General features: G+C 62.2%; 20 protein-coding genes. 8 read left to right on the forward strand and 12 right to left on the reverse strand.

The window, feature by feature from the left end; all coding sequences use genetic code 11:
• Window positions 1–677 precede the first annotated feature (677 nt).
• The gene (locus ACOQFP_RS04145; protein ID WP_027494156.1) at window positions 678–881 is read left to right on the forward strand and encodes a hypothetical protein; all 204 of its coding nucleotides are present in this window, start codon (window positions 678–680) and stop codon (window positions 879–881) included.
• Between the two features lie 121 nt (window positions 882–1002).
• Here the strand turns inward: ACOQFP_RS04145 and ACOQFP_RS04150 are convergent, their stop codons facing one another.
• From ACOQFP_RS04150 to ACOQFP_RS04190, 9 genes are all read right to left on the reverse strand, one after another.
• Window positions 1003–3183, reverse strand: a complete 2181-nt coding sequence (locus tag ACOQFP_RS04150) for a putative dsRNA-binding protein (RefSeq protein ID WP_230074524.1) — start codon at window positions 3181–3183, stop codon at window positions 1003–1005.
• 1398 nt (window positions 3184–4581) lie between these two features.
• Window positions 4582–5112, reverse strand: a complete 531-nt coding sequence (locus ACOQFP_RS04155) for a Clp protease N-terminal domain-containing protein (RefSeq protein ID WP_082898905.1) — start codon at window positions 5110–5112, stop codon at window positions 4582–4584.
• The gene (locus tag ACOQFP_RS04160) at window positions 5113–5328 is read right to left on the reverse strand and encodes a hypothetical protein (RefSeq protein WP_068051821.1); all 216 of its coding nucleotides are present in this window, start codon (window positions 5326–5328) and stop codon (window positions 5113–5115) included.
• A gap of 254 nt (window positions 5329–5582) precedes the next feature.
• Window positions 5583–6887: a recombinase XerD gene (locus ACOQFP_RS04165; RefSeq protein ID WP_206492635.1), complete on the reverse strand. Its 1305-nt coding sequence runs from the start codon at window positions 6885–6887 to the stop codon at window positions 5583–5585.
• A 169-nt stretch (window positions 6888–7056) separates the two neighbouring features.
• Window positions 7057–7422, reverse strand: coding sequence for a helix-turn-helix domain-containing protein (locus ACOQFP_RS04170; protein WP_317784747.1), 366 nt, complete (start codon window positions 7420–7422; stop codon window positions 7057–7059).
• Window positions 7388–8518 carry a tyrosine-type recombinase/integrase gene (locus ACOQFP_RS04175; RefSeq protein ID WP_231893908.1) on the reverse strand — a complete coding sequence of 377 codons (1131 nt, stop codon included), beginning with the start codon at window positions 8516–8518 and terminating at the stop codon, window positions 7388–7390. Before ACOQFP_RS04175 ends, ACOQFP_RS04170 begins: the two co-directional genes overlap by 35 nt.
• A gap of 763 nt (window positions 8519–9281) precedes the next feature.
• Window positions 9282–9896, reverse strand: coding sequence for an Lrp/AsnC family transcriptional regulator (locus tag ACOQFP_RS04180; RefSeq protein WP_288121866.1), 615 nt, complete (start codon window positions 9894–9896; stop codon window positions 9282–9284).
• Window positions 9897–10185: 289 nt separating this feature from the next.
• Window positions 10186–10632 carry a RidA family protein gene (locus ACOQFP_RS04185; protein WP_288121865.1) on the reverse strand — a complete coding sequence of 149 codons (447 nt, stop codon included), beginning with the start codon at window positions 10630–10632 and terminating at the stop codon, window positions 10186–10188.
• On the reverse strand, window positions 10629–12047 hold the full coding sequence (locus tag ACOQFP_RS04190) for an NAD(P)/FAD-dependent oxidoreductase (protein ID WP_288121864.1): 1419 nt from the start codon (window positions 12045–12047) through the stop codon (window positions 10629–10631). The genes ACOQFP_RS04185 and ACOQFP_RS04190 overlap by 4 nt, the downstream gene beginning before the upstream one ends.
• A gap of 641 nt (window positions 12048–12688) precedes the next feature.
• Between ACOQFP_RS04190 and ACOQFP_RS04195 the strand changes: the two genes are divergently transcribed.
• From ACOQFP_RS04195 to ACOQFP_RS04215, 5 genes are all read left to right on the forward strand, one after another.
• The gene (locus ACOQFP_RS04195; RefSeq protein WP_421583546.1) at window positions 12689–14182 is read left to right on the forward strand and encodes an APC family permease; all 1494 of its coding nucleotides are present in this window, start codon (window positions 12689–12691) and stop codon (window positions 14180–14182) included.
• A 64-nt stretch (window positions 14183–14246) separates the two neighbouring features.
• The gene (locus tag ACOQFP_RS04200; protein ID WP_288121862.1) at window positions 14247–15161 is read left to right on the forward strand and encodes an alpha/beta hydrolase; all 915 of its coding nucleotides are present in this window, start codon (window positions 14247–14249) and stop codon (window positions 15159–15161) included.
• A gap of 85 nt (window positions 15162–15246) precedes the next feature.
• Entirely contained in the window at window positions 15247–16854 is a 1608-nt protein-coding gene (locus ACOQFP_RS04205) for a flavin-containing monooxygenase (RefSeq protein ID WP_421583547.1), read from the forward strand.
• A gap of 72 nt (window positions 16855–16926) precedes the next feature.
• On the forward strand, window positions 16927–18303 hold the full coding sequence (locus ACOQFP_RS04210) for an NAD-dependent succinate-semialdehyde dehydrogenase (RefSeq protein ID WP_288121860.1): 1377 nt from the start codon (window positions 16927–16929) through the stop codon (window positions 18301–18303).
• A 136-nt stretch (window positions 18304–18439) separates the two neighbouring features.
• Entirely contained in the window at window positions 18440–18682 is a 243-nt protein-coding gene (locus tag ACOQFP_RS04215; protein ID WP_421583548.1) for a hypothetical protein, read from the forward strand.
• A gap of 58 nt (window positions 18683–18740) precedes the next feature.
• On the opposite strand, the gene ACOQFP_RS04220 is transcribed toward ACOQFP_RS04215, so the two are convergent.
• Together ACOQFP_RS04220 and ACOQFP_RS04225 are read right to left on the reverse strand one after the other, a co-directional pair.
• Window positions 18741–19223, reverse strand: coding sequence for a hypothetical protein (locus ACOQFP_RS04220; protein ID WP_421583550.1), 483 nt, complete (start codon window positions 19221–19223; stop codon window positions 18741–18743).
• A gap of 182 nt (window positions 19224–19405) precedes the next feature.
• A complete protein-coding gene (locus ACOQFP_RS04225) occupies window positions 19406–19630 on the reverse strand; it encodes a hypothetical protein (protein WP_421583551.1) in 225 nt (74 codons plus the stop codon).
• 41 nt (window positions 19631–19671) lie between these two features.
• Here ACOQFP_RS04225 and ACOQFP_RS04230 point away from each other — a divergent pair, with 41 nt between their 5' ends.
• On the forward strand, window positions 19672–19977 hold the full coding sequence (locus ACOQFP_RS04230; RefSeq protein WP_065181100.1) for a transposase: 306 nt from the start codon (window positions 19672–19674) through the stop codon (window positions 19975–19977).
• A 14-nt stretch (window positions 19978–19991) separates the two neighbouring features.
• Window positions 19992–20867 (forward strand): IS3 family transposase, encoded by an 876-nt coding sequence (locus ACOQFP_RS04235; RefSeq protein WP_241257671.1) that lies wholly within the window; start codon window positions 19992–19994, stop codon window positions 20865–20867.
• Here the strand turns inward: ACOQFP_RS04235 and ACOQFP_RS04240 are convergent.
• Window positions 20854–21186, reverse strand: coding sequence for a hypothetical protein (locus ACOQFP_RS04240; RefSeq protein WP_421583552.1), 333 nt, complete (start codon window positions 21184–21186; stop codon window positions 20854–20856). The two genes, ACOQFP_RS04235 and ACOQFP_RS04240, sit on opposite strands and share 14 nt — an antisense overlap.
• Window positions 21187–21407 lie beyond the last annotated feature (221 nt).

Genomic DNA, 21407 nt, shown 5'->3' on the forward strand with positions numbered 1-21407 from the left:
GCCCCTTCGGGGTGAGCAAGGCATTAGCGTGTGACACGAGGACCTCTCGGTTGTCGGTGCAGTTGTGGTAACCACACCGATACCGGAGGTCCTCACCTATCTGTCGCTGCCACGCCGTCCACAACGTCCCTGCTCATTACAACTAGCCCACGCCACGGCCGGGGTAGAGACAGAGAAGAAGAGAACTCCGTAGCGGTTCACCTCGTACACGACGGCTTCGAGCGTCTCCGGCGAACTACCTACCACGCGCCATTTCGGATCAATCGTCCGTCACCTACATACACCGGCGTTCCAGTCGGAAACGCAGAGCCATTACCCGGGAAGATGTTGGAAACGATCAATGCGCTCCAAGCCGCCGGTGTACTCGAATCTGACGACGACTCGGCAATCATCCGAACGGCGATTCCAAATGCCGTTCGCCGCTTGTCCGACATCCTGTTCATGCCCGAGGAGGAACGTGCTGCAGCCTTCGCACGAAGTTCGGTGCCAGACCCTGCATCCTCACCTTCGCAGACTGAGAACGACGAAGCCAACAGGGTCAAGTTTGGGTTCTCACATTAGAATTTGACCCGCGCTCCTTCGCGGAGTTTGGGGTTACCGGTTCGGCCGCCGATGGCTGGATGCGAGGCACCAGGCAGCCCTCGACGCGACCATCCTCGATGAGCTCATAGTTCAACTTGGACGCGGTCAAAGCGTTCATGGAGGAAGGGAACGAGGTGCTGATCTCACTGGGCAACCTTGTGCCCCTGTTCGATGTGGTGTTCGCACACACGCCGCGGCTTGCGGCGGCGTACGAAGTCAACCTCCGTCCACTAGACGAGGTCGACTCCGACGGCGGTGTCGTTCTATCCTCCGACGACACCTCGAAGCTCAGAAGGTAATCCTGGCCGAGTCCGCATAGTTGCATGCGCTGGTGGTTCGTGACGGTCTGAGCGCACGCCAATTCCTCGAGTTCTGAGGAATCTTTCTGCGCCAGAGGCAATGTCCCGATCACCATCTGCCTTACCTTTTGGTCCGTAGGCACAGCATGAGGGCATGTTCGGCGCGGGCCAACTCGTCCACCTGTGCTGGTGACGGTCCAGCCTCGGATGCGGGGAGGTATTCGACCAGCAGCAAGAGATCTGTCAGAGCGTCGCGTACTCGATTCAGCCATGGATCACTCCACACCCCCTCAATGGCGTATAGCCCGGCCCGCGTCATCGGGTCGTCGGCTATCGGTTCGAGGGGGATCGTGACCGAGATTACTTCGGCCTCCTGGACCCAGATCGCTCCGCCGACAATGGTGTCGACGATATCTATGACCGGCTCGAACGCCTCCGACCATCGCGCCCCTGGAAGATGAAGGACGACAGACCGACCGGTGGCATCGCTGCTGCTTTCGGTTTCGAGACGAACGCCAGCGGAATCTGCGACTGTATGCGCCTGCCGCTGCACGTAATCTAGGGTGGCTGCTACCCGGTCAGCGCCGCGGAGCATGGTCAATAGGTCTTCGAGCAGCGTCAGTCGACCGGGACCCGACCCGGCTCGCCAAGCAGCGATGTGGTCGGCGAGCTCCGTCGGCAGCACCTCCGCGCCGTGAAAGGGAGTGTTCTGAACACTCCACCGGCGGACCGCCGCCCGGCAGTGCTGGGTCAGAACTGCATTGTAGAACGCGGTCAGTCGGGCAACGGTCGCAATCGCCGAACCGGGGACCAAATGCGCTCGTGCTCGACTCCAGTGCAAATAACCGTCATAGTCCCTGGCAGCAAGCAGATCGACACCCAGCGTGCCGGAGATGACGTCCCTATCGAAATGGATCCACCGGTCTGGGTCGGCCAGGCGCAGCTCGGCAAGGAACGCTTCCCGCAGCAGCGCCAGACGGTCCCCGGTTGGCGACGGACCGGTCTCGTCGCGGCCGAAAACCCAGCCCAGTGCAATCGCTGCCGCCGCCTGTTTCGCCGGGGTCTTTCCAGAGCGCCATGGCCCGCGACAGCGCGGACGGCCGTCGACGGCGAATGTGATGGTTGCGCGCTGCTCCGATTGATGGTCGGGGCCACGACGTTCGTAGTCGAAGTCGTAGTCGACCCTCAGGCGCGCGCAATATTCCTGCAGCTGGGTCGATGAATCAACGGGCGGCTCGAAGGAACGGATCCAGTTCGCTACCGTCTGGGGTTGACGCTCCATGAGGAGGTCTCCGTTGGCGCGCCATGCCACAGCCGCGATGGCCTGCGCGACATCTTCCTTGACCTCCCGACTCAGCACGGGCATGCCCCTGCCCCGAAGCACCCCGGCTCCTACGGGCATCGCGTCGAACAAGGGCAGCACGACCTCGGCCGACACTGCCGGGTGTACAGCCACCGTCGTTGCCAGCCGGGACGAGGAACTCAGGGTCTGCAGCACATAATGATGACGCACCAAGGTGGTAAGAACCTCAGAGCCTTCAGCGGCCAGGGTCCCGTAATCACGCTGGGCGGCTTCGGCCACCATCGCTGCATTCTCGTGAACCCAGGATCGGTGTGTCAGCGCCTGGCTCATCCACGCGGCGTCAGCCACCTCGAAGGCTTGCTGCGCCCACCGAGTCGCACGCATGTGTTGCGGGAAGTCGCCTCTGTAAAGGCGGGGCGCTACTGTTGGTTGCGCACGACCGGGTGAGTCGTCTTGCACTGCGCGAGGCAGATGCTGCAGGACGTACGAGCGTGAAGCGGCCTTACGCGCCGTCTTGAAGCTTTTCGCGGAGGCAGACGCCGAAAGCCCGTTAGCAGTCACCGTCACACTGAAAGTCTTGTCGTGATCCGGGCCGGATGAAGAGCGTACGAACTCCGGTTTGCGTTTCAACGCTGAACCAAGGACCGTTGCCCAGTCCGGTTCCGGGCGTTGAGGAGTGAACGAAATCCGCTCGAGAAGTGCATCTGCCGGTGCCTGAGACGCAGTGACCAGCGACAAGGCCCCGAGGATCTGCATCGCGACGCCCACTGGCGCGGAGCTTTTCCGACCGTTTGCGATCAGGGCAGCTTCGCCCTTGCCATAGAACGCTGCCTGGACGTCGCCGACCCAGGCGCCGAGAAGGGCCCGGGCGTGATGGTCCGAGGCGAGGACGCCGCTGACCTCATTATTTGTAGCGAAATCGTCGCGCTGCGTGCGGACTCGATCGAGCATTGCCAGACGCATCCAGCCCCGTCCGAGGGCATCGAGCAGATCCAGCACCGCCGGGCTGACCGGGCTGTCGGGTACCGATTCGTAAAGGTAGCTTCTGTGTAGGCACGCCCACCGCACCCACAACAATGCATCCTCATCCAGGACCAAGTCCATCTTCCGTAGATCCTGCAACAGCCGCGGCGGCGGCGGTGGTACCCACGGAGACCGCGGTGCCTGCGGATACTGCGCCCACCCGGTGAGCACAGTGCTTTCCGTCCGTGCCGTCGTTGTTGTAGCCGACGCGGCGTTGTCCTTCGGTAGTCGTGAGGGGAGCGGCGTGTGCACTTCGAGTAGTGCCTTGTTTATCCAAGGCCGTAGTACGGGGGTGCGCCCGGCGCGGAACTTGCGTTCCATTTCGAGGCATTCCTGTGACCGCGCATCCTGACCCGATACGGTCAGCTGCATTCGCAGTCGGGCCAGCGACTGCATCAGGGTGTCAACGGGGACCACAACGGTTCTATCGAGAGACACCGTGCGGGAAAGAAGCTTTGCGCGCAGGCGCAGCGCCATCTTGTGCAACGGTTCAGGGGGAGGCGGGGTACCCAGCGCGATGATTCCGACCCAACGATTACCGAAACTGTACGCAGTCATAGTGCGCGTCAGGCTAACCCGTGTCTCCGACAAACGCGACAAAGACACCACTCAGGGGCTCGACGTGCTGGGACGCCGCTTTTGAAGATTGCGACAACCAAATCTGGCTCGTCCCCCATCGAGTCAGTTTCCTCACCGCACGTACCCACTCATCGATCGGAGGGCGACGATGATGATGCCTATGGTGGTCGACAGTGGCTTGACGAGGCCCTGCACAGAGCTCAAAACGAGACAAACATTTTGGCCGTCTCGCCCATTACCCGCGCGAAGACTTGATACCTCGTGACACCGATTCGAGATTGGTCGGCGCTTACCAAAACGTAGTGAAAACCGTTGCGGCACATCACATACGGAGGTCCACTGGGTAAGTCTCTTATCTGATCTCGAGGTATTCGCTGACCCTCCAATCCGACGACCGTTCCGATACTGAGCGTGGCGTGAAGTCGAGGAAGTATGGCGTTATTGCCGAGAAGATGTGCCACGCGAGCGCCCACGACATCCATGCTCACTTCCCAGATACCCATCCCCATTCCGATCAGATAGAGCGCGTCACCCGCGAAGACCGACCAACCTGATTCCGGCCCGACGGAGAGCGCACCCAGTCCCACTGCTGAGACGACGACGCCCGGAGCGATCACGCGTCTTGCCCCCGACGCGCTGGATGATCGTCCCGGCGAACGGCAGACCGGATACGGCCCCCGCCGACAAGAACAGCAGACGAATCCCCAATTGGGAAGGTCGACAATGCCAGGTCCGTGCCGATGGCGGGATACGACTGATAAACGCGGTGTTCATGGGCTCCGTTGACGAGAAACGCTAGGTAGTCAGTGGTGAGATCGCGCCGCGTGCACGAGCCACCGTCACGCCGGCCGGCAGGAGAGTGCGCACCGTGGAGTCATCCTGCGCAAGAACCCCGAGCAGAACGTGAGCTACACCGATATCGCGGTCTCGGAGTGCAACTGCTTCTTTCATCGACTGCCGGAGTGCCTTTTTGGCAGCTTTGTCGAAGGGTAAATGCCGCCGTGCCCGTTCGCGCTTGCGATCGAGGGCTCCGGCACCGAATGCGGCGTCGACCTGCGAGACAACGGCATCGAGATCGATTCCAATCGACTTCAGCGCGTGAGCATCTGCGGGCCCCAGCCCAGCGCTGACCTGTACCACCGAGCGAACTGCTTCGGAAGTGACTCCAAGCGTGGTCATTCGAGTCCTTAGCGACTCGTCGGCACCGTCGAGCGCAGCAATCATCAGGTGCTCGACGCCGATACGCGACGATTGCAGTTCGCGGGCGACATCCTGCGCACCGATCACGGTGAGTCGAGCTGCTGCGGTGAACTTCTCGAACATCATCTACCTCCCTTGTCCGCCGTGCTTCTTGTGCACGGCCTGTCTGCTGACTTCGAGCGAGTCCGCAATCAATTGCCAGGGCCAACCCTGGTTGCGGGCATTGCGAACTTGGACTGCTTCGAGACGCTCGAGCAGTCGACGCAGTGCTAGCACTGCGCGAAGCCCTTCGGCAGGATCAGGGCTGCTGGCGGCTGCGGCGAGTGTTGTGGCTTCGGTCATGGTGTCAATGTAAATTGACATCGGCCGCTTGTCAATTCCGGTTGACGGCGCGATCCGCTCCTGTGACCCCAGGTTGCTGCAGGAATGGCTCTGACAACGGCACGACGACGATCTCGCAGCCGAGTCCCGCCAATGCATCGTATGAAGTCTGCATAGGGCGTACGCAATCTCAGAGGTAGTGCGAATGCCGTGGATAGGCTTCGGGGCCGACTGCGTGGATAGAAGTCTTGAATGACCTCAAAAAGGGCGGGTAGTCACGTCGTGCGTGATCCAATCGCCGGATAGCTGCCCATCGGGACGCCCGAGCGAGCGGCGTGAATGTTCATCACCTTGTTGCTGTATCCGAGTAGGTCGGCGAGCGTTGCGGCGTCGAGTTCTTTGGTCAGGTCGTGCAGCGCTGCGTTGCGAATCGCGAGGATTTTGATGCCGAAGACCTGTCTGAGTGTATTCAGAAGGGTCTGCTCGGTGATGTGATGCCCGGCCCGTGTTCCTGGGAACAGCCACGGGGATTGATTGTTGGTGGTGCGCTGGTTGGCGCGTGAGGTCAAGTATTCATGGAAGAGGGGGAGTAGCGGTTCGGGCACTGGCGCAGGATGTTCACCGAGGTGGAGGCTGATTCCCGTTGGTGTGACTTCTACTTGCTCCGTGCGCATTTCGGCGATCCGGCGGACCGGCAGCGCATACAGAAGAAGCATCAGTGCAGCGATCCGGTTGTTGAGCACCACTGCCTCCGACTCGAGGACTGTTCGAATCAGTGTAAAGCGTTCGTGGGATGAGGCGAGTGGTGTTTGCCGAGCCTCGCGGTATTTCAGGTGGTAGCGCTTGCCGATCCCTGTTTTGGCTCGCCATTGGAGAAAGTTGCGTGCTGCCATTCGGGTGGTGGTCCCAGTGGAGAAGTACTCGTCGACGTGGGCCTGAGTCAGTGCGTCGACAGTGACGTGATGGTTCTCGCTCAGCCAGATCAGGAACTTCCCGGCTTCGGTGATCTCTTGCTTCGCGGTTCGAGTTGCGTTGTCCATGTTGCGGATTCGGTTTCCGTGGATGCGGCGAAGGTGATGCCATCGGGCAAATTGTTCGAGAGCGGTGCGAACATCTGGTCGGTCTGCGAGTGTGTCGAGCCGGTTCTCGAGCCACGTCTGGAACCGGGCGAGTCGAGGATTACCGCGGTCGGGCAGGATGTGAAGGTCCACCAGCATTTCTCGAAGGTGTTCGACGTGTCGGCCAGGGGGTAGCTCGTCGAAGGCACTGTGCGAGAGCATCAGCTCACGGTCACCGATCTTCTGCAGCAGCTCGGCAGCCGATTTGCCTCGCATCCAGGTAACGATGCTCTCCGGACGTGACACCTTCGCCAGTTCTGCGACGAGCCGTTTGAGTCGGAGGTCTGGGGGATCGTGCGGTCGTAGAGCCGCGGTGAGGTCTGCGGTGACGACGCATCGTGCGCAATGTCCACCACGTAGGCGCTCGGCCTCGCGGCCGCAGTTCGTGCAGTCGAGGGCAGTGGTGATGCCTGCGCATTCCCGGCAGATCGACTGCCGGGCGGGTGATAGCCCGGGTGTCATTCGTTCGATGCCGCACAGTGCGCAGCGGCCGTAGGTGCGCACTGCAGCGGTGAAGCACGCACCGCAGAGTGATTCGGTGGGCCATCGGACTCGGTGCCGGGAAACAGCGATAGTGCAGCGATCGCACACCTTCGATCCGCCGACCGTACGCGGTCGGCCTCTGGGACGGTCAGGCATCGTCGTCGGTGATTCGCGCCCTGACTGGTCTGTATGCGTCAAGGAGAGGAACGTCCGTTGGCGAGTTCACTGCACGCTTGTCTCGTCGACGGTTCGCGTCTGTCGCGGTGTAGGTCACGAGGTCGCCGGCTTCGATGCCGAAGATGTCGCAGAGGGCAACGAGAACACTGAACGCGATGCGTTCGGGTTCCTGTCCGACGATCCTGTAGATCTGTGATTCGGACAGGGTAATTCCTCTGTCCCGCAACGGTTCCACGAGGTCACGACTGTTCTTCATTCCAACGCGTGCCATGTGTTCACGCACACGCCAGCGATACTGTATTTCACGTTTCATCGTCTGCCTTTCCTCTCGCACCATCTCGTTCACCGACGCTGCGACGCAGCGTGTTCGACAACACTTGTTCCAGATGGCGTGCCCGGTAGTCGGGGGAGGCGATCGTATAGATGGAGGTCGTTGCTGCGTGTTCGTGGCCGAGCTGCATTTGCACGAAGCTCAAGTCGTATCCGTACTCGGTCTGTAGATGAGTTGCATACGCGCGTCGGAGCGAGTGCAGGTCCAAGCCCGGCGGGAAGCCGAGCTCGTCCACCAGGTTTCGCATCCGCTTCCACAGGTCTCTGCCGGCGACAACACCTCCGCGGTCGGTGGGGAACAGGTCGGCGAGCGGCTGTCCGTAACGGGGTAGGCCGTAGTTGACCCAGTGTTCGAGTGCCTCTGCAGCCCAGTCGAATACGGTCAGGACTGTGCGTTGTTTGGCGGGTGAACCGCGCATCGCTTTTCCGTGCCTGATACGTAGCAGTCCCCATTCACCGAAACCAGGGGCACGGGCGTTTCGTGAGCAGTCGACCAGTTGCAGCTGTCGCCCTTCGCCGGCCCGCAGGCCCCATCCGTACAAGACCTTGAACGCCACCGCATCGCGCCACGCAGCAAGTGCGCCTTTGCGTCCCGAGTTGAGGATTCGTTCCGGTTCGAGATCGGCGAGGTCGAAGAACTGCTGTAGCTCCGCCTTGGTGAACGGGCGCCGCTTGTCCTGGGTGTCGTTGGTCTGCACATGAGTGGCTCGGTTGAATTCGGTGATCACCTGCGAGAACACGGTCCCGAACAGCCGCCCGCAGTTCTCGTTCCACTCGTAGACGGGGTTGGTCGCGTACTCCAAGAACAGTCGGACGTCGGACTGATAAGCCCGAATCGTGGCGTGAGAGAGATTGCGTACCCCACGCAGATGAGCGAAGAACTCGTCGGCATCGTGCGGGGACCATTGCCACGGTGGGGATCCCACGAAGTCGACCATGCGATGGATCAGTTTGATTCGGCGGTCGGCGGTACTTGCACGGAAATTCTGGGTGATCTGCGCGCGTCGCCAGCCGACGAGGACATCGTCGAGGAAGGCTTCGGAGGATGCGGAACTATCGGCCGGAAGGTAGATCAATCGACCACCAACTTCACGTCGGTCCACGTCAGCACCCTTTCGTCTGTCTGCATATTCTGCACTTGAAGAGCGCAAACTGCAACGATAGCTGCCATAACGCCTGCTCAGACCGGGCTGCTTGTCGTGACACTGTCTCATCGGAGCGGCGCCTAGATGTGGACCTGGGATGTGCATGCCGATGGTATCGATGCAGCTCAGGCGAGTATCGGCGAAGCACGGGGGCAGTTACACGAAGCAGAGATATTCGCGCCAAGTGCTGATAACCAATCTACAAGTTGACATAAGATCTATTATCGGCGCTGGAGTAGGACGAGTAGAAACAGATGAGATGACTCGTCTCTGCCCGTCATTTCTGGCTCTTTCCATGTCGGGCGGCAGACCACCGATGACTGTGGTTATCGGGCGGATCTCGCGTGTCGGCGTGAGCCTGCAGGTCGGAAACGGGAACTCTCGTCTAATGCGAGATTCCTGCATACGGTGTGGCGCATATGGAGGCGCTGCCGAGACGAATTCCCGTGCTCTTGGACGATGAGATCCTCGGCCCGTTGCGTTGCACGCTGCCACTCCGTTGACGTCACGTGCCTGCTGCGAACCCAAAACCTGAGATCGGGTGTTCATTCGACCGAGAACTGCGCCGTCTCATCCAAGACCTTGGGCCCTTTACTCGTCTCACCGCAACACGTCTCACTACCAGTCACCGGGCGTTTTTGTGCACGGATCAATTCAACGCCGTCTACGGCACGCTGTTTGTGCTCTCTGGCGTTCCTCGCGTACTGAGGCCACGGAAGGGTCAGCCGAATACCGCAGGAAAGTCACGGGCCGGACCAGCATTCTGGGCAGGGCCGACCGGACGCCTTACTTCCTCAAATCCCGCAAGGTGGTCCATATGATCTGCCCCGAGGGCGTGTTCGTAGACAATGTGCGTACGGGTGGAAGCAACAACCTGGTGCATGCTCACCTGAGAGGCCACGATGTCCCTCAAGTGGTCGGTAGACGTGCAAACCAGATGAATCAAGAAGTCCTCGTCGCCGCCCATGTAGTAGAGATTCAGCACACTGGGAAGCTGAGAGACCATCCTCGCGTACTCCTGAATATGCGGTCGTGCTTGAGCACGGGTGCGAACGAAGACCATGGCCTGGATCGGCAGACCGACCTTCCTCAAGTCGACGTCAGCGTGGACTGACTTGATCACTCCTGCGCGTTTCAGAGCCGACGTCCGCGCAGACACCGTTGAGGGAGACACACCCAGAAATTCTGCCAATGCGGAGACGGTGACCCGGCCGTCCCTGATCAGTTCCCAGAGGATTCTTTCGTCCAGATCATCAACCGGCGCGTACTGGTGGCTCTGTCCTCCGCCGGACTCGTGATTTTGCGAGCGGTCCCTACTGTCGCGCTTTTCAACCATTCCTCTCCCATTCAGGTACTCGGCGTTGCTGGCTGGCCCAAGCGGTTTCGCCGCAAACCGGCCTGAGCGCTGCACGCTCCGGGCTTGCGATGTCGTGTATCTGGTCCTGCGGACCGATAGCGACACATTAGAGCAGGCCGCAGAGCTCAGGAACGCTCACCACCAAACCTGACGTGGTCGAGACATACTGCTCTTGGGCGCTCTGCGGGCCGGACCCAATATGAAGGGAGAGCCCTCATGCGGATGGCGTCGACCACCACCGAGCATGAGGGCTCTCCCGCTGGACCGATTATGACGTCTCGTTTGTGGAGCCGTTCGCTCGTGTTTTTGCAATAGCGCTGATCTCAACGACGATGCCCGGGATCGCGAGGCCACTCACGCCCAGTGCAGTCCATGCGGGGTAGGGAGGCGCCAGGAAGGAGTCCTTGACCTCCGGGAACCAGGCGAAGATTTCCGTCACCTCGCCGACATGGTGACTGGTGATGCTGGCGATGTCCTCGAATCCAAGACCTGCCTCGGCAAGGATGGTTCCGATGCGTTCGAACGCGCAGCGAGCTTGTTCAGCTGGCTGGTCCGGTACTCCGCCGGAGGCATCGACCCCGATCTGTCCGGAGATGAACAGCAAGCCGCCGGCTTCGAAGCCCGGCGAGAAGTGGAATTCCCGGTAGTCCTCGATCATGGACTCCGGCAGGACCGAATGACCACTGGCACGCTGGTCGATGCGCTGGACAGTCACAGCAGGGCCTCCTTCCTCGTGGTGGCGTCGAGTGTCTGAACAATGGCGGCGGCGGCATTCTGACCGGCTCGAACGCCGCCCTCCATGTAGCCGGACCATTGGAGCGAGGCTTCGGTGCCTGCGAAATGGATCCTTCCGATGGGATCACGGAGAGCTGCGCCGAAGTGGGACATCACTCCCGGGGGCATGTAGGTGACCGGGCCACCCTTCGCCCATTCCTGTTCGGTCCAGTCGGTTTCGTGGAAGTAGCTCGGCTCGGCGGCCTGCGGACCGAAGCTCTTGACCAGGAGATCGAGGAAGGCGCTCTTGCGCTCTTGCTCCGTGCGAGCTGTCCACCGGTCGTAGTTCGACCCGCCAATGAACCCGATCAATGTTGCCAATGTATCGGTGGGCTTCGTGCCGTCGAGGAGGAAGACTCCGACGTCGTCAGTATCCAGCAGTGCACCCGAAGAGCCCTGCTCGACCCAGAAGGCAGAGGGGTACCGCGCCTGGACCTTGTAATAGCGCCCCATCGGTGAACGCGCCTGAAGCTGGGCACGGGACGTCGGCAGGGCCGGCGTGAAGCGGATCTGGTTCGAAGCCAACGGTGACATTGCGATCACGACGTGGCGTGCTCGCAGGCCCCGCTGCCCTGAAAAGACCGTGACCCCGGAGTCATCCTGCTCGACCCGGTCGACCGGCCATTCCAAGAGGACTTTTTCTCGCCCGATGGCATCGGCGATTCGCCAGCTCACCTGTGCGGCTCCCCCAAACCACCATGCCCACTGCGCGCCGTCCCGGGTGCCCATCAGGCACTTGGTCCCCTCGCATTCGCTGACGTAGTAGGCCCAGTACAGGAGGGAGACGTCGTAGGGATCGGCGCCGAGGAATGTATTGACTAGGACGGTGTGCAACCGGCGCACTTCTTCGTGCTCGAAGGTCTCCGCGATCCACGTGGCGACCGTCTTGCTGTCCAGCTCGGCCGCGTGCGCCGAATCCCACGGATGCTCCCAGCCCACGCTGTCTGCCAGTTCATCGAGAGCCTCGAGCGAGGCCAGGTACTCCGGAACAAAGGGCAGGCTCGGGTCCAGTTGCTCATTGGGGGCCCGCAGCACCTCGCCCTGTACGACGTAGAGATCATCGCCAGGCTTGCCCGAGGGGGTCATCTCCAGGCCCAGGCTCGTGCCGAGCTCGATGAGGTGCTTATGGGTGTCTCCGATGAACATGCCGCCATTGTCGATCGGGCCGCCGGGGGCACCCTCTGGTTCTGTCCAAGTGCGTCCGCCGATCCGGTCATTGCCCTCGACGATCAGCACGGACTTGCCCTGATCATGCAGTGCCTTGGCGGCAGCACTGCCTGAGATTCCGGCCCCGATGATGATCACGTCAGCATCGGGCTCACGGGCCACTGAGTCATGGATATGGGGAGGTGTCATGGTGCTGTCCTCTCTGTGGTGTCTGCGGTGACTGATCACCGCATACCAACCAAGGTGATGTAGGTCACGCAAAGGTGCGTGCGTGCCACAGTAGAGAAACCATGAAGCTGAAGGGGGCTTCGCAGAAAGTTTTTCGGAAGTTCCTCGATTAGTCGCAAGAGCTGCGGCAGCTCATCCCAAGGCAGGCGTGCGACGCAAGAAACATCAACGGAGCTTGCGCGCCAAGCACGAGAGATGATCAGGCTGCACGGAGTTGACCCCGGGAGCCGTTCGAGGCTCTCTCCAGCCTCACTCGCGCTTCCCTGGTCCCGGCCGCCAATAGGTGGGGAATACGCTTCATAGCACCCTCCCCGGACAGCCACCCGTCGGGGCTATCTCGCGGGCTCACGGGATGTTGTGCCGCGATCTCGCTTGGCAATCTTTCGGCGCGCACCCGCCCCTCACTGGCCTCCTCGCAGGGCTTGCGACAACGAGGTCTTATTTCGAAAACATTTCGACAACCACGGTTTTTGCTTGCGCCTTTCCTTACCGTATCTCCCACACACCCGGCATGTGATACGCATCACCCTCTGATTGCTGCGTCACGACGAAAAGAGCTTAGAGGAACCCCAGTCTTCGGGCCCATTAGAGAGGAACGATTTATGAGCGAGCTTGGACAAACGGTGGCATCAGCTACCGGGCCAGCGGTGGGGCTGCAAGCCGGGGATGCGCACAGGGCCCAGCGGGGTGAACCTGAACTGCGTCGGACCCTCGGTTCGCCCTCTATTGTCTTCATGGTGCTCGCCGCGGCGGCCCCCCTGACCGCGGCGACGGGTGTACTGCCGTTGTCTTTTCTCTTCTCAGAGAACTTTGCAGCGCCGGTTTATTTCATGGCGGCCACTGTTCTCCTGTGCCTATTCGCAGTCGGGTATATCGCGCTGAGCAAATATGTCGACAACGCTGGTGCCTTCTATGCGTATATCGGCGCGGGACTGGGACGAGTGCCCGGTAACGCCGCGGCAATGCTGGCCCTAGGCGCATATTCGCTGGCCGTGATGGCCCTGACAGTCTATGCCGGTCCGTTTACCAGCAACTTGGTCGCCACCTTCACCCCGTGGACGGATTCACCGTGGTGGCTGTGGTCGGTTCTTTGTTGTGGGCTGCTCGCCTTGGTGGGTTACCGGAATGTGGAGCTCAGCTCCCGGGTACTGGCCGTGCTGCTGATCTTGGAAATGGCCATTCTCGTGGTGCTCGGAACGGCCATTTTCCTCAGCGGTGGCAAGGAAGGAATCAATCCCGCGGCGTTAAGTCCCATTGAGGCATTCGGGCAAGGTTCACCGGCGAGTGGAATCATGTGGGCGGTCTTATGTTTCGTGGGGTTTGAGGCCACAGCGGTCTTTCGCAGCGAAGCACGCGATCCGGACCGCACCATTCCCCGCGCAACCTACGCAGCAGCCGTGTTGATCGGCGTTCTCTATGTCTTTGTATCGCTCAGCATCGTGACGGGCGCAGGAACGGACGGGGTCGGGGAGCTGATAGCAGTTGATCCCGCAGCCGTTCTCTTCGCGTTAGGAGATCAGTACGTCGGACCGTGGTTCTCTATCCTGGTCAACGTCTTCCTCCTGGGCAGTGTCTTCGCCTGTGCCCTTTCTTTTCATAACGTGGTGGCTCGCTACCAGCTCACCATGGGGTCGACGGGTCTACTTCCCTCGTATGTGGGACGCGTTCACGCCGTGCATCGCGTGCCTTCCAATGCCTCACTTGTCTTGTCGGTCACGACGCTCATCGCGATCATCATCGCAGCGGTTCTGAATCTTGATCCGGTCCTTCAGGTATTCGGCCCGCTCATCGGAATCTTGGGCTTTGCCGTCCTCACGATGATGGCCGCAGCGTCGATCGCCGCTGTCGTCTACTTTGCTCGCCCGCAGCAGCCCAGGCCCGGCATCTTCGTGCGGCTCGTCGCCCCGATCCTCGCGACGTTTGGCTTGCTGTGGGTTCTCGTGATGTCGCTAACGAACATCGAAGTCATCACTGGGTCAAAGATAGGAACCGTGCTCGTGATAGCGCTTCTCATCGCGCTTCCGCTCACCGGCGTTCTGGTTTCCCTCTCCCAGGGTCGGCGTGCAGCCGCCAGTGACGTCCCTACTGCTTCCTAGCGCAAGTTTGGCACCCGAGAGACAACCTCCACGTCCACCAAAGATCACAAAAAAGGATGCAACCATGACCTCCAACACGGTCACCACCACCCAGGATGCCCTGCGGGACCTCTACGCCGACTGGTCGGCCATCATGGCGGAGAACCCGGAGATGTCCATGCGCATGTTCCGCTCCCTGTTCGATGAGTGGCACCAGCCCACCGTGGAGCCGGAGGACGTCACCTACCGCGAGGACACCGTCGGCGGTGTGCCCGGCATCTGGTGCCTTCCGGCCAGGGCCGACGAGTCCCAGATGTTGCTGTACACCCACGGCGGCGGGTTCGCCGTCGGCTCGGCCTCGAGCCACCGCAAGCTGGCCGCGCACGTGGCCAAGGCCCTGGGCGCCGTCAGCTTCGTGTTGGACTACCGCCGCGCCCCGGAGCATCCGCACCCGGCCCAGGTCGAGGACGGCGTGGCCGTCTTCGACGCCCTGGTGGAGTCCGGGATCGAACCCCGGAACATCACCACCATCGGCGACTCGGCCGGCGGCAACCTGGCCATCGCCATCGCCCTGGCCCTGAAGGAGCAGGCCAAGCCGCTGCCGGGGCAGGTCATCGCCTTCTCCCCATGGGTGGACATGGAGAACAAGGGCCAGACCCTCCACACCAACGCCGCCACCGATGCCCTCATCACTCCCGAGCTGCTCGAGGGCATGATCGCCGGCGTGCTCGGGGGCACGGTGGATCCGAAGACCCCGTTGGCCAACCCGCTCTACGCCGACTTCTCCGGCTTCCCGCGCCTGTACCTGAACGCCGGCAGCGTGGAGGCCCTCGTGGACAACGCCCACCGGGTGGAGGAGCGCGCGAAGGCAGCCGGCGTGGACGTCACCCTGAACGTCGCCGAGGGCCAGCAGCACGTCTTCCCGTTCCTGGCGGGCCGTTCCGAGGTCGCCGACCAGGAATTGGCCCGGATCGCCGACTGGTACCGCCAGGGCCGCTGAGCGTCCTTCCTTCCCGCTGACCCCTTCAGAGGACTTCATCATGACCACTCAGAACCACCCCGAGAGCCAGCAGCATCCGCAGACGGTGGACGCCATCGTCATCGGCGCCGGTTTCGGCGGCATCTATTCCGTTCACAAACTGGCTAACGAGCTCGGCCTGTCCGTGATCGGCTTCGACAAGGCCGATGGGCCCGGCGGCACCTGGTACTGGAATCGCTACCCCGGTGCCCTGTCCGACACCGAGAGCCACCTGTACCGTTTCTCCTTTGACCGCGAGATGCTGCAGGAGGACACCTGGGAGCACACCTACCTGACCCAACCGGAGATCCTGTCCTACCTCGAGGGCGTGGTGGACCGCTTCGACCTGCGCAAGCACTTCCGCTTCGGCACACAGAATGAGGTCACCTCGGCGCACTACCTCGACGAGCCCGGCCTCTGGGAGATCACCACGGAGGGCGGGGACGTGTTCCGCGCCAAGTACGTGGTCAACGCCATCGGACTGCTCTCGGCGATCAACTTCCCGCAACTGCCGGGCCTGCACACTTTCCAGGGCGAGGTGTACCACACCGGTGCGTGGCCGGAGGACCACGACCTGGCCGGCAAGCGCGTGGGGGTCATCGGTTCCGGCTCCACCGGCACCCAGGTGGTCACCGCACTCGGCCCGGTGGCCGGCCACCTGACCCACTTCAATCGCACCCCCCAGTACTCGGTGCCGGTGGGCAAGCGCCCGGTGTCCGAGCAGGAGCGCGCGGAGATCAAGGCCAGGTACGACGAGATCTGGGACCAGGCCAAGAACTCCTCCGTGGCCTTCGGCTTCGAAGAGTCCACGGTGCCGGCGATGTCCGTCTCCGAGGAGGAGCGTCATCGCGTCTATGAGCAGGCCTGGCAGCGCGGTGGCGGCTTCCGCTTCATGTTCGGCACCTTCGGGGACATCGCCACGGACGTCGAGGCCAACGAGACCGCTGCCGCGTTCATCCGGTCCAAGATCGGACAGATCGTCAAGGATCCCGAGAAGGCCCGCAAGCTGATGCCCGAGGGTCTCTATGCCAGGCGCCCGCTGTGCGATGACGGCTTCTTCGAGACCTTCAACCGGGACAACGTGGACGTCGTGGCGCTCAAGGAGAATCCCATCCGCGTGATCACCGAGCACGGCGTGGTGACCGAGGACGACCAGCTGCACGAACTCGACGTGCTCGTCTTCGCCACCGGCTTCGACGCCGTGGACGGCAACTACCGGCGCATGGAGATCCTGGGCCGCAACGGGGAGCACATCAACGACCACTGGCAGGGGCAGCCGAACAGCTACCTCGGCGTGACGACGGCTAACTTCCCGAACTGGTTCATGATCCTGGGACCCAACGGGCCGTTCACCAACCTGCCGCCGAGCATCGAGACCCAGGTCGAGTGGATCAGCGACACGGTGAAATACGCCGAGCAGAACGGCATCAAGGCCATCGAGCCCACACCGCAGGCGGTGGATCAGTGGGGCCAGACCTGCACCGAGATCGCCAACATGACCGTGTTCACCAAGGTCGACTCCTGGATCTTCGGGGCGAACATCCCGGGCAAGAAGCCCTCGGTGCTGTTCTACCTCGGCGGACTGGGCAACTACCGCAACGTCCTGAAGGATGTGACCGAGAACGGCTACAAGGGCTTCACCCTGACACCGTCCGAACAGCCGGTCTCGGTCTGACCCCCACTATCAACACGCCATAGGAAGGGCGCCATCCCACGGGTGGCGCCCTTCCACTGAAGGAGGACTCGTATGGGTGTCTACAGCACCGTCAACCCGACCACCGGCCAGACCGTGGCGACATTCGAGGAGATCTCGGATGCCGAGGTGCAGCAGGTCATCGCCCGCAGTGCCGCCGCCTACCGCTCGTGGCGGGCCACCTCGCTCGCCGAGCGCAAGGCCACCCTCACCCGCGCCGCCAAGATCCACCGCCAGCAGGCCGAGGAACTGGCCGCCTTGCTGACCCTGGAGATGGGCAAGCCGATCACCCAGGCGCGCGGGGAGGTGGAACTGTCGGCGGCGATCTATCAGTACTACGCCGATCACGTCGAGGAGTTCATGGCGGACGAGCAGCTGGAGATCTCCGGACCTGGCACGGCGGTGGTGCGCACCGAACCGATCGGCCCGCTGGTCGGGGTCATGCCCTGGAACTTCCCCTACTACCAGGTGGCCCGATTCGCGGCCCCGAACATCGCCCTGGGTAACACGGTGATCATCAAGCACGCCCGCAACTGCCCACAGTCCGCACTGGCCATCGAGAAGGTCCTGACCGCCGCCGGCCTTCCGGAAGGTGTCTACCAGAATGCGTTCATCTCCTCGGCCCAGGTGGCGGACGTGATCGCCGATGACCGCGTCCAGGGCGTGTCCCTGACCGGTTCAGAGAAGGCCGGGTCCGCCGTCGCGGAGGTCGCTGGGCGGAACCTGAAGAAGTGCGTGCTGGAACTGGGCGGCTCCGACCCGGTCATCGTCCTGCAGGATGCAGACTTGGACGCCGCGGCCCGGGCCGCCGCCGGCAACCGGCTCTTCAACGCCGGCCAGGCCTGCACCGCCTCCAAGCGGTTCCTGGCGCATTCCAGCATCTACGACGCCTTCGTCGAGAAACTGGTGGCGCACATGTCCGCCTTCGAGCCGGCCGATCCCACCAGCGCAGACGCGACGTTGGGCCCACTGTCCTCCGCCGGAGCGGTGCAGGAGATCGACGAGCTCGTCGGAGCCGCCGTCGCCGGGGGTGCACAGGTGCTCCTGGAAGGCGGGAAAGCCGACGGGGAGGGCGCCTACTACCGGCCCACCCTCCTGGGAGAGGTCACCCCGGAGATGGACCTGTACCGGGAGGAAGTGTTCGGTCCGGCCGGTGTGGTCTACCGGTTCGAGACCCTGGACGAGGCCATCGAGGTGGCCAACGACTCGCCCTACGGGCTGGCCGCCAGCGTGTTCACCGAGGACATGGACCAGGCCCAGTACGTGGCCGAGGCCCTGGAGGCCGGGATGGTATGGATCAACGGCACCTCCAAGAGCTCCCCGGACCTGCCCTTCGGCGGCGTGAAGAAGTCTGGCTTCGGCCGCGAGCTCTCACACTTCGGGTTCAACGAGTTCGCCAACAAGAAGCTCGTGCGCAATCCGCGCGCGTGACACCAAGGTTCCCAGAACTACCCAGGTCCCGCACCGGCGGCCCCTGCCGATGAACCTCATCGGCAGGGGCCGCCGACGTCACCACGGCGGTGACCACGATGCCTTCGCAGTCAACGAATAACCCCAGGAGAAACTCATGACCACCGATCGCTACCAGCGCGGCATGGACCGCATGATGGACCTCGTCGCCGGGGGGCAGGCGAACACCTTCGATCATGCCAAGCTCGTGGAGTCTTACAAGGACCTGGACCCCGAGCTGGCCGACTACATCATCTCGTTCGCGTTCGGCGACATCTACTCCCGGTCGCGCCAAGTGCTGATAACCAATCTACTACCTGACATAATATCTGTTATCGGCAATGAATGTCGTTACCGGTAAGCTGTAGCCGGGCACGTTCACCGGCGGCGTTCAACCCACCGGCTGCTTCATGTTCGACCTACTCACCCTCCATCACCGGTTCGGGTTGCTGACCGTGCGGTCGACGCCATAGGTCGCCCATGTCGTCGGCGAACTGGAGATCAACCCGCACCTCGGACGCTCCGGAGACGCTGTAGGCAACCTCAACTGACTGGTCTCGCGAGATCACTTGCGGGTATTTGTCGACCATCTGCTGTTGCGCATTCTGAAGAAGCGCGGAGAGGCCTGGAGCGTTCATCATTTGACCCGACAACATCCCTCCATAGGAACCGAGGTTCGCCGGCACACCGAACATCCCCCGCGGGTACATCGAGTTAGCCTGGGAGCCAATGGCATCCAGTGTTCCGCTAATACCGTCCGACAAGAGCTCCCGGAAGAGCCCCTGCATTGAGATCTTCTCCTTCGCCGGGTGACACGCATCCTCCAGGCGGTTGCCGTCCCCATCAACGGCATACACGTCGACTTCGAGGTCCGTGATCGGACCGGAACTTGCGTTGTTCACGGTGACGGTCCATAGTCCCTGACCGATTGGCAGCGGCTTGATGGACGCCGTTACTGCGCGGATACGGCCACCGCTGTTTCCCGTCTCCGTCGCGCCGACCGAATAGTATGTGTTGTTATCCCGGCCAGCGATGACGTTGCGCTGGGTCGAGGTGAAGCTGTGCGCGGAAGCAGACGAACCATCTATTGCTCCCGCGCCTGGGTAGGGTTTGGCGGCTCCCGTTGAGCACGCGCTGCGACTCGGCCGATCCGCAGATCGCCTGCAGCTGCGATGTCCTCGGCGACAACTCCACTTCCACCATCGACAGCCACGTCTTCGACCTCGATGTCGCCGCCAACCGATGCGCGGCGGATCACTACGCCGACGGTGGCAGGCAACTCGTGAGGTTCACCCCGGATGGTGGACACCGAGATAGCGGGACCGATGGTTCCGCTGGAAGGATGTCCGCATGTCCCGCAAACGCAGGTCGTTCACGACCGAATACAAGGTCGAGGCCGCCCGTAGGGTGATCGATTCCGGCCGCACCATCGCCGAGGTCGCCCGCGAACTGGGCATCAACGAAGGACTGCTCGGCCGCTGGGTCGCCGACGAACGCCGCCGGATCGAAGCCGCCGCAGCATCCGGTGACCAGCCGCTCACGGCCGCCGAACGCACCGAGCTGGCCCGGTTACGCCGGCAGGTCTCCGAGCAGGAGAAAGACATCGCGTTCCTGAAAAAAGCGTCCGCGTACTTCGCAGCCAATCAACAAAAGTAGAGCTCTACACGTTGATGGCCGCGGAGTACGCGAACTCCGCAGTCCACCGGATGGCACGCCTGCTCGAAGTGTCGACATCCGGTTTCTACAAACACCAAGGACGCAGTGTGACAACCAGATTGGCGCAGCGGCAGCAACGTAGAGCCGATCTGGAGATCAAGATCCTCGCGATCCACCAGGAGTCGAAAGGCGTCTACGGAGCACCGCGCATCACCGCCGAACTTCACGATCGAGGCGAGGTGATCACCGAGAAGACCGTCGCCACGATCATGCGCTCCCTCGGCGTCGTGGGGATCAGCCCACGTACGTTCAAGATCCGCACCACCGTGGTCGACCCGTTGGCCTCGTTCCCCGAGGATCTGGTGCAGCGCCGGTTCGATCAGGGGCACGTCGATGCGGTGTGGACCTCGGACATCACGTACCTGACCTGCGGCGAGGGCGATATGTACCTGTGCGCCATCAAGGACGAGCACTCGAAAAAGGTCCTCGGGTGGGCCGTCGCCGATCACATGCGCACCGAGCTCGTCCTCGACGCTCTGGACATGGCAGTTGCCGGACGTGGCGGCGACGTCGCGGGCACAATCCTTCACTCGGACAGGGGAAGTCAATACACCGCCGAGATCATGAAGCAGGCATGCGAACGGTACGGGTTGCGGCGCTCGATGGGCGCGACCGGCATATGCTGGGACAACGCCGGCGCGGAGAGTTTATGGTCGACGTTCAAGCACGAGTACTACTACCGACATACGTTCGCGTACAGGACCGAATTGGTTGCTGCAGTTGACAACTGGATGAACTTCTACAACACTCGACGTAGGCACTCCACGATCGGAATGCTCAGCCCCCACAATTACGAACAGTCACTGAACGCGCCGATTATGGCCGCGTAGCCACTGTCCACTTTTCGGGGTGAACCTCATCGGGAGCCTGATCCTCGACGGCTACCAGGAGCGCTTGCGCGAGCCCTAGCAGTTCAGTGTCGTCGCCGGCACCCGCCTGATCCAGTTTCTTCGCCAGGAGTGCGCGGCGGAGTTCTTCATCTGGCTCCCGCTCCAGACCCTCGACCTCCGTGGTCACCGAGCTGTACCGGTCCGTGATCCAGCCCTTCACGGCCGTGTAGGCGTCACCGATTACCTGCTTCGTAGTCTCGCGCGCGCCGTCCGACGCGCCGAGTGCGATCGCCGCGACAATCAGGGTTACGGGCTCCATCGAACACCTCCTGCGATGTAGTCCGGCTCGGCCATACCGGGCCACCCCCAAATCTAGCGGTCGGCACCGACACCGCTTGCCCAGGAAGGACGCCAACTCGGCGTGGCGGCTGCTTCGAGCGCCATGAATGCTGGATGACCGCTGCGAGTTCAGGGTGCGGCGGCGTTCTTTGAATCAGTGAGACCGGGTAGATCAGGGTTGGTTTGCTGATGGGGATTCGG

Origin of the sequence: Rhodococcus sp. MALMAid1271, assembly GCF_049195265.1 — a bacterium.
Taxonomy (GTDB): Bacteria; Actinomycetota; Actinomycetes; order Mycobacteriales; family Mycobacteriaceae; genus Rhodococcoides.

Coding starts and splice junctions, on each gene's coding strand:
- ACOQFP_RS04155 (WP_082898905.1), bottom strand. CDS start 5,112: ATGATGTTCGAGAAGTTCACCGCAGCAGCTCGACTCACCGTGATCGGT.
- ACOQFP_RS04160 (WP_068051821.1), bottom strand. CDS start 5,328: ATGACCGAAGCCACAACACTCGCCGCAGCCGCCAGCAGCCCTGATCCT.
- ACOQFP_RS04165 (WP_206492635.1), bottom strand. CDS start 6,887: ATGACACCCGGGCTATCACCCGCCCGGCAGTCGATCTGCCGGGAATGC.
- ACOQFP_RS04170 (WP_317784747.1), bottom strand. CDS start 7,422: ATGGTGCGAGAGGAAAGGCAGACGATGAAACGTGAAATACAGTATCGC.
- ACOQFP_RS04180 (WP_288121866.1), bottom strand. CDS start 9,896: ATGGTTGAAAAGCGCGACAGTAGGGACCGCTCGCAAAATCACGAGTCC.
- ACOQFP_RS04190 (WP_288121864.1), bottom strand. CDS start 12,047: ATGACACCTCCCCATATCCATGACTCAGTGGCCCGTGAGCCCGATGCT.
- ACOQFP_RS04195 (WP_421583546.1), top strand. CDS start 12,689: ATGAGCGAGCTTGGACAAACGGTGGCATCAGCTACCGGGCCAGCGGTG.
- ACOQFP_RS04200 (WP_288121862.1), top strand. CDS start 14,247: ATGACCTCCAACACGGTCACCACCACCCAGGATGCCCTGCGGGACCTC.
- ACOQFP_RS04210 (WP_288121860.1), top strand. CDS start 16,927: ATGGGTGTCTACAGCACCGTCAACCCGACCACCGGCCAGACCGTGGCG.
- ACOQFP_RS04215 (WP_421583548.1), top strand. CDS start 18,440: ATGACCACCGATCGCTACCAGCGCGGCATGGACCGCATGATGGACCTC.
- ACOQFP_RS04230 (WP_065181100.1), top strand. CDS start 19,672: ATGTCCCGCAAACGCAGGTCGTTCACGACCGAATACAAGGTCGAGGCC.
- ACOQFP_RS04235 (WP_241257671.1), top strand. CDS start 19,992: ATGGCCGCGGAGTACGCGAACTCCGCAGTCCACCGGATGGCACGCCTG.
- ACOQFP_RS04240 (WP_421583552.1), bottom strand. CDS start 21,186: ATGGAGCCCGTAACCCTGATTGTCGCGGCGATCGCACTCGGCGCGTCG.